This window comes from uncultured Thiocystis sp., from assembly GCF_903866365.1.
Taxonomy (GTDB): domain Bacteria; phylum Pseudomonadota; class Gammaproteobacteria; order Chromatiales; family Chromatiaceae; genus Chromatium.
The window spans coordinates 1-9,942 of sequence record NZ_CAIPNF010000105.1; the positions used below are offsets into that span (position 1 = coordinate 1).

The 9,942-nt window shown below is 64.0% G+C and carries 10 protein-coding genes; all 10 read left to right on the top strand.

The window, feature by feature from the left end; translation table 11 throughout:
- Nucleotides 1–808: tryptophan synthase subunit beta (gene trpB, locus QZY07_RS06435; RefSeq protein ID WP_295400795.1), on the top strand; the 808-nt coding region annotated here is incomplete at its 5' end.
- 197 nt (nucleotides 809–1,005) lie between these two features.
- Nucleotides 1,006–1,884, top strand: a complete 879-nt coding sequence (gene trpA, locus QZY07_RS06440; protein ID WP_295400797.1) for a tryptophan synthase subunit alpha — start codon at nucleotides 1,006–1,008, stop codon at nucleotides 1,882–1,884.
- A 5-nt stretch (nucleotides 1,885–1,889) separates the two neighbouring features.
- Entirely contained in the window at nucleotides 1,890–2,822 is a 933-nt protein-coding gene (gene accD, locus QZY07_RS06445) for an acetyl-CoA carboxylase, carboxyltransferase subunit beta (protein ID WP_295400799.1), read from the top strand.
- 1 nt (nucleotide 2,823) lies between these two features.
- Nucleotides 2,824–4,104 carry a bifunctional tetrahydrofolate synthase/dihydrofolate synthase gene (gene folC, locus QZY07_RS06450; protein ID WP_295400801.1) on the top strand — a complete coding sequence of 427 codons (1,281 nt, stop codon included), beginning with the start codon at nucleotides 2,824–2,826 and terminating at the stop codon, nucleotides 4,102–4,104.
- 366 nt (nucleotides 4,105–4,470) lie between these two features.
- Complete coding sequence (locus QZY07_RS06455; RefSeq protein ID WP_295400803.1) at nucleotides 4,471–4,983, top strand: SPOR domain-containing protein; 513 nt, start codon at nucleotides 4,471–4,473, stop codon at nucleotides 4,981–4,983.
- 87 nt (nucleotides 4,984–5,070) lie between these two features.
- Nucleotides 5,071–5,562 (top strand): CvpA family protein, encoded by a 492-nt coding sequence (locus QZY07_RS06460; protein WP_295400804.1) that lies wholly within the window; start codon nucleotides 5,071–5,073, stop codon nucleotides 5,560–5,562.
- 213 nt (nucleotides 5,563–5,775) lie between these two features.
- On the top strand, nucleotides 5,776–7,290 hold the full coding sequence (gene purF / locus QZY07_RS06465) for an amidophosphoribosyltransferase (RefSeq protein ID WP_295400806.1): 1,515 nt from the start codon (nucleotides 5,776–5,778) through the stop codon (nucleotides 7,288–7,290).
- A 140-nt stretch (nucleotides 7,291–7,430) separates the two neighbouring features.
- Entirely contained in the window at nucleotides 7,431–8,642 is a 1,212-nt protein-coding gene (locus QZY07_RS06470; protein ID WP_295400808.1) for an O-succinylhomoserine sulfhydrylase, read from the top strand.
- A gap of 17 nt (nucleotides 8,643–8,659) precedes the next feature.
- Nucleotides 8,660–9,073 (top strand): hypothetical protein, encoded by a 414-nt coding sequence (locus tag QZY07_RS06475; RefSeq protein ID WP_295400809.1) that lies wholly within the window; start codon nucleotides 8,660–8,662, stop codon nucleotides 9,071–9,073.
- The coding region (locus QZY07_RS06480) for a phosphoglycerate mutase (RefSeq protein WP_295400810.1) at nucleotides 9,066–9,942 on the top strand (877 nt) is incomplete at its 3' end. The genes QZY07_RS06475 and QZY07_RS06480, both read left to right, overlap by 8 nt.

Genomic DNA, 9,942 nt, shown 5'->3' on the forward strand with positions numbered 1-9,942 from the left:
CGGGCTGGAATGCGTGGTCTACATGGGCGAGGTCGACATCGCGCGCCAGGAGGCCAATGTCTACCGGATGCGTCTGCTCGGCGCTCGCGTCGTGCCCGTCACCTCCGGCTCGCGAACCCTCAAGGACGCGCTCAACGAGGCGATGCGCGACTGGGTCACCAACGTTGACAATACCTTCTACATCATCGGCACCGTCGCCGGACCGCATCCCTATCCGATGATGGTCCGCGATTTTCAGTCGGTGATCGGCCGCGAGGCGCGCGCCCAGATTCTGGAGCGTGCCGGGCGTCTGCCGGACGCGCTGGTCGCCTGCGTGGGCGGCGGCTCCAACGCCATCGGGCTCTTCTATCCCTTCATCGAGGATCGCGAGGTGGAGATTTACGGCATCGAGGCGGCGGGCGAGGGGATCGCGACCGGCCATCATGCCGCGCCGCTGACCGCCGGTCGGCCCGGCGTGCTGCACGGCAACCGGACCTATCTGATGGAAGACGCGAACGGCCAGATCATCGAGACTCATTCGATCTCGGCCGGGCTCGATTATCCAGGCGTCGGTCCCGAGCACGCCTGGCTGAAGGATAGCGGGCGTGCCCGCTACGATGCCGTCACCGATGACGAGGCGCTGGCGGCCTTCCATCATCTGACGCGCACCGAGGGCATCATTCCCGCGCTGGAGTCCAGTCACGCGCTGGCCTTCGCGCACAAACTCGCGCCGACCCTGAACAAGGATCAGATTATCCTGGTCAATCTGTCCGGTCGCGGAGACAAGGACATGCACACGGTCGCACTCCACGACGGGTTGGTCCTTTGACTTCTCCTCCTCCTAAAGAAGGCGGATTCTCGACCTCACGGTCGGGAGTTTCTGTTTCGCCGAGGGTGCCGATCGGAGACTTCTCCGCTTGGTCTTATGCCCTCTCCACAGACTTCACATCCCGCTAGCCCAGCGGTAGTGCGGGAAGAATAGTGGATTTCGCCCTGACGGGCGAGGTTTCAACCGAGGAATTTTTAATGAGTCGGATTGCGCAACGTTTCGAGCAACTGCGGGAGCGGGGACGCACCGCGCTCATCCCCTTCGTCACCGCCGGCGACCCCGCGCCCGAGGTGACCGTCCCGCTGATGCATGCGATGGTGGCTGCGGGCGCGGATCTCGTCGAACTGGGCGTACCCTTCTCCGACCCCATGGCCGATGGCCCGGTGATCCAGCGCGCGACCGAACGGGCGCTTGCGAAGGGCGTATCCCTGACGAACGTGCTCGGGATGGTCCAGGAGTTCCGCGCGCGGGATGCCGAGACCCCGGTGGTTCTGATGGGCTATCTGAACCCCATCGAAGTCATGGGCTATGAAACTTTCTCGCGCCAGGCTCAGGCGGCGGGCGTGGATGGCGCGCTGATCGTCGACCTGCCGCCGGAGGAGGGGCACGATCTGATCGAGACCATGAAGTCGCATGGCCTGGATCTGGTCTATCTGCTCGCCCCGACCTCCACCGAATCGCGCATCGCGCGGATTGGCGGTGTCGCCTCCGGCTTTGTCTACTATGTCTCGGTCAAGGGCGTGACGGGCGCCGGTCATCTGGATACCGAGGCCGTCGCCGGACAGGTGCGCCTGATCAAATCCCTGATCCCGCTGCCCGTGGGGGTCGGATTCGGGATCAAGGATCCGGAGACCGCCGCCAGCGTGGCGCGGGGCGCGGATGCGGTGATCGTCGGCAGCGCCATCGTCAGTCGTATCGAGACGCTGGCCGACACCCCGGAGCGCATTCCCGAGACGATCGCCGATTTTCTGGCCGGACTGCGCGACGCGATTGATGCCGTCGATGGTTCGACCCTTCGGCGGGCTCAGGGCTCACCACGAACGGCTTGTGCTGCCGAATCACCGGCGACGGAGTAAATTTCATGACTGAGCCAGAAGCAGGCGCCGCATTCAAACAGGCGATGGGCAAGAGCAAGAGTTGGTTCGAGAAGCTGATCCCGAGCCGCATCCGCATTGAGGCGAGCACCAAGCGGACGGTTCCCGAGGGCGTTTGGGCCAAATGTCCCGGTTGCCACGCGATCCTTTATCGCGCCGAGTTGGAGCGCAATCTGGAGGTCTGTCCCAAGTGCAATCATCACAACCGGATCGGCGCGCGGCGGCGTTTGGATGCCTTTCTCGATCCTGAGCACCGTGAGGAAATCGGCGCCGATCTAGAGTCGCTGGATCCGCTCAAGTTCAAGGATCTGAAGAAATACAAGGATCGCCTTGTCCAAGCGCAGAAGCAGTCTTCCGAAAAGGATGCAATGGTGGTCATGCGCGGCCGGCTCAAGGACACGCCCATCGTCGTGGCCGCCTTCGAGTTCGGCTTCATGGGCGGTTCCATGGGGTCGGTCGTGGGCGAGCGTTTCGTCCGCGGGGTCGATGCGGCGCTGGAGATGAACGCGCCCTATGTCTGTTTTTCCGCCAGCGGCGGCGCGCGGATGCAGGAGAGCCTCTTTTCGTTGATGCAGATGGCCAAGACCAGCGCGGCGCTCGGTCGAATGCGCGAGCGCGCGCTACCCTTCGTCTCGGTGATGACGGATCCCACCATGGGCGGCGTCTCCGCCAGTCTGGCGATGCTCGGCGATCTGAATCTCGCCGAGCCGGGCGCGCTGATCGGCTTCGCCGGCCCTCGCGTCATCGAACAGACCGTGCATGAAAAGCTGCCGGAGGGTTTTCAGCGGAGCGAGTTCCTGATGGAAAAGGGCGCGCTGGACATGATCCTGGACCGTCGCGACCTGCGCGAGCGGATCGCCGATCTGCTGGCGATCCTGGCCCACCGACCCCGCTATTGCCGCACGGTGGTTCCGGTCTGAAATGACCCGCCGGTTCGCGACCCTCGATGCCTGGCTTGACTGGCAGGCGAGTCTGCACCCGAAGACCATCGAACTGGGGCTGAAGCGCGTGGCGGCGGTCTGGGCACGGCTTGGCCCAACACCCGTGCCCTTTCCGGTCGTGACCGTTGGCGGAACCAACGGCAAAGGCTCCTGCGTGGCCATGATCGAGTCCATGGTCGAGGCGGCGGGCTACCGCTGCGCCTGTTATACCTCGCCGCACCTGCTGCGCTACAACGAGCGCGTGCGGATCGCCGGCGAAGCCGTTTCCGACGCGGCGCTGTGCGATGCCTTCGCGCGGGTCGACCGGGCGCGCGGCGACATCGCCCTGACCTATTTCGAGTTCGGCACCCTGGCGGCGCTCGATCTGTTTGTGCGGGAAAGACCGGATCTGGCGGTGTTGGAGGTCGGGCTTGGCGGGCGTCTCGACGCGGTCAATCTGCTCGATGCCGATGTCTCGGTGGTCACCTCGATCGGGCGCGACCATACCGACTGGCTGGGCGAGACGCTCGACGCGATCGCCGTCGAGAAGGCCGGGATCTTTCGCCCCGGTCGCCCGGCGGTGATCGGTCAGCGGGATGCCCCGGGCCGCTTGCGCGAGGAGGCCCTGCGTCTGGGCGCTACGCCGCTTCAACTCGGACGCGAATTCGAGCGCGAGACGGCGGATGCGGGTTGGATCTGGCGCGGGGCGAGCGGCGAGCGGCTCGCCTTGCCGATACCCGCGCTGCGTGGCGACTTCCAGCGCGATAACGCCGCCGCGGCCATTCGCGCGCTCCTCTGTCTGCGCCAATCCTTGCCCGTGCCCGTCAACGCCATGCGGACAGGTTTACAGCGTGCCCGGCTGCCGGGACGGTTTCAGGTGATTCCGGGCGTGCCGACCTGGATTCTCGATGTGGCCCACAATGGCGCGGCGGCGCAATCCCTGGCGACGAACCTGCGGGATTTCGCGTGTTCCGGCCAACTGCGCGCCGTGCTGGCGGTCCTGTCCGATAAAGAGCCCGAGGCGATCGCAAGACCCTTGCTTCCCTTCGTTACGCAGTGGTTCCTGACGCAAAGCGACGATGCGCGCGCGATGCCCGCCGACCGCCTGGCGGCGAGACTGGACGCGGTATTGCCGGAACCGGCGGCGGGGTGTTTTGTCAAACTGGCGACGGCGCTAGCTGCCGCCCGTGCCGCGTCTGCCCCTGGCGACGGTCTGCTGGTGGTCGGTTCATTTACCACGGTCAGTCAGGCCCTGGGGCAATGTCCAGAACACCTCGTTTGAGGCGTCAAGCCGCCCGTGCGAGCGGCGAACCCGCTGATCGTTCATGGCGGCTGGCGACAACTCCTCCGACTTTCGGTCACAGGTTATACTTCAAGGCACGATGGGGTTCTCAAGCCATCGTCTTCATCGCGCGGTCCCTTGAGGGCAGCGCCTGGCTTAGCTTCAGGGTGTGTATTTATGCGAGAAGGAGCCAAAAGACGCCTGGCGGGTGCGGTTGCGGTCATCGCGCTGGCGGTTATCTTCGTGCCTATGTTGTTCGAGGAAGAATCGCTGGCGCCACCGTCGGTCCAGAGTGCTCTTCCGCGCGAACCAGACTTCGATCATCGCGCCGGATCCGAGCCTGCGCCAGGTTTGACGACTGACCCAATGGCCGAACCGATGGATGATGGCTTGCCGGTCGAAAGCGAACCGCCGATGCTCCCGCCACCCAATGTCTCCAACGACGTTGCGAATCCCGACAGCGCGATTGACGCGGAGGCGGACGACGAGCGCGGTCAGGACAGCAGCCAGGCGAGGGACGTCGCTCAGAGCGCTTCGCCATCCGAGCAGCCCGGCCAGATCGGTCGTCCGTCCGCCAAGCCGCCGCGCGTCGCGAAGGAGACCGATGACGCCGCGCCGGAGCCTCGGAAGCGGGACGATGGCATGCCCTCCTGGATCGTTCAGGTCGCCAGCGTGGGGACCGCCCAGGGTGCGGCTGAGCTCGAACGGAAATTACGGAATGCCGGTTTTCCAGCCTTCGTGGAAAAGGCCGAAGTCCGCGGTAAATTGTATTATCGGGTGCGTGTAGGACCCGAGTTGGATCGTGCAAATGCCGAGCGTGCCGCCACCAGGCTGCGTCAGCAGCAGAAGCTGGACACCTTGATCCAGCGCTATCCATAATTCTCAATTCGCGGGCGACTGCGCATCCTCTCCTGGGGTGCGACCGTTTCCCGTGACATCGGTTGGTCTGAAGGGTCGGGAGTCGGGATGAACTGGGTCGATTTTTCGATAATCGCGATCGTAACGCTGTCCGCATCGGTCGGGCTGGCGCGCGGCATCGTCCGCGAACTGCTTTCCCTGGGCGTCTGGATCGCCGCTCTGCTCGTCGCCTGGCTCTTGCATCGGGAGGTTGCCGATCTGCTTGTCGCGCAGATCGCGCAGCCGTCGGTGCGGATTGCGGTTGCTTTCATCGCTCTAGTGCTCGTCACTCTACTCCTGGGCGCGATCCTTGGCGCCGTCCTGACCGCGTTCGTCGACAAGGCTGGTCTGACCGGAGCCGATCGTGTGCTGGGTTTTGCCTTTGGCGCGGGGCGTGGAGCGGTGATCGTGGCGATGGCGGTGTTTCTTGCCGCACTGACCCCGCTGCCGAGTGACCCTGGATGGCAGGATTCACGCCTGATCGTGCACTTCCAGGGGTTGGCGGATTGGATTTTTGGCATGGTGCCCGACGACATTCAGGCGCTGATGAAACAGCTTTAGATGCTCCTCATGGTTGATCGTTGGCATTGTTCTGGGGTACCTTCCCCCGCTCTCAATCATTTCCCTACATCCCTTCGGCCTCGCGCCGAGCGAAGCCGAAGCAAGTGCTAGCCCTTCGGGTTCCGCTTGGGGCAGCCCCTTCGGCTCTCGGCTCCAATCCGGGCCCGCGTTTCGATGCAGAGCAGCTGACCCGATGGCAGGGGCGAGGATCCTATGTGCGGTATCGTTGGCATCGTCGGCAAAAGTCCGGTCAATCAGTCCCTCTATGACGCTCTTCTGGTCTTGCAGCATCGCGGTCAGGATGCCGCGGGCATCGTGACCTGTCAGGGCGACAAGCTCTATTTGCGCAAGGACAACGGTTTGGCCAGGGATGTGTTCCAGACCCGTCACATGATCCAGTTGCGCGGCAATACCGGTGTGGGGCATGTGCGCTATCCCACCGCCGGGGCGGCCAGTTCGGCAGAGGCACAGCCTTTCTATGTCAACTCGCCCTATGGCATCGTGCTGGCGCATAACGGCAATCTGACCAATGCCGAGGATCTCAAGCGCGACCTCTTCGTCGATGACCTGCGACATCTCAATACCGAGTCGGATTCCGAGATCCTGCTGAATATCTTCGCCCATGAGTTGCAGATCCAGGGCAAGCTACGTATCGACGAGCAGGATGTGTTCCGGGCCGTGGCGGGCGTGCATCGGCGCTGTCGGGGCGGCTACGCGGCGGTCGCCATGATCCCCGGCTTCGGGGTGTTCGGGTTTCGCGATCCCAACGGGATCCGGCCGCTCGTCTATGGCCGCCGCGAAACCCCCGAGGGCATGGAGTACATGATCGCTTCCGAGAGCGTGGCGCTCGATACCATCGGCTTCAAACTCATCGCCGATGTCGCGCCAGGGGAGACGGTGCTGATCACCGTCGATGGCCATCTCCATACCCGCCAGTGTGCCGTCCAGCCGGTGCTGTCGCCCTGTATCTTCGAGTTTGTCTATTTCGCCCGTCCGGACTCCATCATCGATAACATCTCGGTGCATAAGGCCCGCTCGCGCATGGGTAAAAAGCTCGCGGCCAAGATCAAGCGCGACTGGTCCAGTCATGACATCGATGTCGTGATCCCGGTGCCCGACACCAGCCGCACCGCGGCACTGCAACTCGCCAATCAGCTCGGGATCAACTACGCCGAGGGTTTCATCAAAAATCGCTACATCGGGCGTACCTTCATCATGCCCGGTCAGACGGTGCGCAAAAAATCGGTCCGTCAAAAGCTCAATGCCATCGATCTGGAATTCCGCAAAAAGAACGTACTGCTGGTCGACGATTCCATCGTGCGCGGCACCACCTCGCGGCAGATCATCCAGATGGCCCGCGACGCCGGCGCGCATCGGGTCTATTTCGCCTCGGCCGCGCCGCCGGTGCGCTATCCGAATGTCTATGGCATCGACATGCCCGCGGCCAGCGAACTCATCGCTCATGGCCGCACCGAAGAGGAGGTGGCGCGCGAACTCGGGGCCGATGGGCTGATTTTTCAGGATCTCGGCGATCTGATCGAGGCGGTCCAGAAAAAAGGCAAGAGCCATGTCGACCGTTTCGATGCCTCGGTGTTCGACGGCGTCTATGTGACGGGCGATGTGACGCCGGACTATCTGGCCTCGCTGGAGGCCCGGCGCAACGATGGCGCCAAGGACAATGCTTTATCGTGCAGCGAGAGCGCCATTGATCTCAGCAATACCGATTAAACCGCGTTTGGAGCGATCCGCGTGGTTTTGATTGATTCAGGCTCGCGGTCACTCGCAAGCGGCGTCGATCGGCATTCCGGCCAGTGGCGTTCGGTCCGCGCAGCGGACCATTGACCTTTAACGAGGATATTGGAGAGGCTATGCCCGAGGATGAGCGTCAAATGATCGAGTCAGGCTTCGCCACCCGCGCCATTCGCACGGGGCACCGGCGCACGCCCGAGGGCGAGCATGGCGAACCGATCTTCACTACCTCCAGCTATGTGTTCGCGAGCGCGGCCGAGGCGGCGGCGCGCTTCGCCGGGGATCAGGCCGGCAATATCTATTCGCGCTTCACCAATCCCACGGTGCGTGCCTTCGAGGAACGCCTGGCGGCCCTGGAAGGCGGCGAGCGTTGCGTGGCCACCGCTTCGGGCATGGCGGCCATCCTGGCGGTCTGCATGGGGTTGCTGAAGACGGGCGATCGGATCCTCTCGTCGCGCAGTCTGTTTGGCAGCACCACCATGCTGTTCAACAAATATCTGACGCGATTCGGCATCGAGACCGCCTATGTGCCGTTGAGCGATCCCGACGCCTGGGAGGCCGCGATCGATTCGCGCACGCGCCTGCTGTTCTGCGAGACACCCTCGAACCCGCTCACCGAAATGGCGGATCTGCGTCAGCTTGCCAAGATCGCCCACCGCCATGATTGTCTGCTGGCGGTCGACAATTGTTTCTGTACTCCAGCCCTGCAACGCCCGCTCGAACTGGGCGCCGATCTGGTCATCCATTCGGCGACCAAATATCTCGACGGTCAGGGACGCTGTGTCGGCGGCGCCGTGGTCGGCGATCGGAAGCTCGTGGGCGAGGAGGTCTTTGGCGTCCTGCGCACCGCCGGCCCCAGCCTGAGCCCCTTCAATGCCTGGGTCTTTCTCAAGGGACTCGAAACGCTCGAACTGCGCATGCTCGCCCACGCGCGCGGCGCGGCCCAACTGGCCGACTGGTTGCTCGGGCAGCCCGCCGTGGAGCACGTTTATTATCCCGGCTTGAGCGGGCACCCCCAACATCGTCTGATCGGCACCCAGCAGCGTACCGGCGGAGGCATCGTCGCCTTCGACGTGCGCGGCGGCCAAACCGGCGCCTGGCGTCTGATCGACGCCACCCGGCTGCTGTCCATCACCGCCAACCTGGGCGACACCAAGTCCACCATCACCCATCCAGCCACCACCACGCATGGACGCCTGAGCCCCGGGGAGCGGACCGCGGCCGGAATCGGCGACGGTCTGGTGCGCATCGCCGTGGGGCTGGAGGACATCGCGGATATCCAGGCGGATCTGCTGCCGGGACTGGCGGATCCGTGCCGCTGTCAACTGTGAAAACGAAGGAAACTGACATGAGGATGACGCAAGCGGTCTCCAATTGGCTGACCGCCGGACCGCCAGCGAGCTTCAAAAGCCATTGGTATTATTGGTATACAGCGCAAAAGCCAATCGCCATCCTGAGCATGATCCTCAGCATCGCGGTGATGACGCTTTGTTTAACGCTGGCGGCGGGTTGTTCGATCTGGGGAATTATCGTCGCGGTTCTGCTGGACTCGCTCGGGTTCTGGCTGACGATCCTCTATGTCTTTGTTTTGCGAACGTACATTCCCGAGTTGGCGCAAGATCAGATGGATTCGTTGGTCGCCACCCAGCTTGCGTTGCCGCTGCTGCTCGGTTTTTTCATCGTCAGGGTCTCCACGTTTTTGGTTGCAAGCGCGTTTGCGGCGAAGGTCAATCGTTCGCGGACCGCCATGAATCATGGCTAGTTCCAGTCTCCTGCATCTCATCTGCCCCGGCTTGCGGGGGCCGATTCCGACCGTGCCGCAGCCCTTGCCGAAGACGCCCACGCTTGATCGGCTGTTGAGCCGGGCGGACAAGCAGGCCGCCGTCTCGACCGATCCGCCGGCCGCTCTGCTCGCCGAATTCGGCGTGTTCGGCGAGTCGGACCGGGATCTTCCGACCGCGCCGCTCTGTCTCCTCGGCGAGGATCCGACCGCCGATCTGGACGCCTGGTGGATACACGCCGATCCGGTGCATCTGCGCGCGGATCGGGATCGGCTGCTGCTCTTCGCGGGTGCTGAAATCGCCCCGGATCGCGCCGAGGCCGATGCCCTGACGGCCTTGTTCAACGAGCATTTCGGGGGCGATGGGCTGCGGCTGCTGGCCCCGACGCCGGGCCGCTGGTATCTGCGGGCCGAGCGGAGCCCGGACCTGTGCACGCAGCCGCTCCATCGGGTGCTCGGCGGCGCGATCGATCGCGACTTGCATGGCGGTGCGGATGCCGCCCGCTGGACCGGGATGCTGAACGAGGCGCAGATGCTGTTCTTCGACAGCGCGGTCAATCGCGAACGTGAGCGCCGACGCCGACCGGTCATCAGCGGTCTCTGGACCTGGGGCGGCGGACGCCTGCCAACGCTGGCGGGCGCGTTGCCCGCCCTGATCGTTGGCGATCATCCCCTGACCCTGGGGCTGGCGCGACACGCCGGTCTTCAACATCTGAGGCTGGAACAGTGGCGCGCGGATGCGTCGGTATCGGCCGATTCCGTTCTGGTTTACTGGGATGCCCTCTGGACGGCGCTCCAAGCGCAGGATTTGTCCGCCTGGACCAAGTCTTTGACGGAGCTTGAGGCCAGTC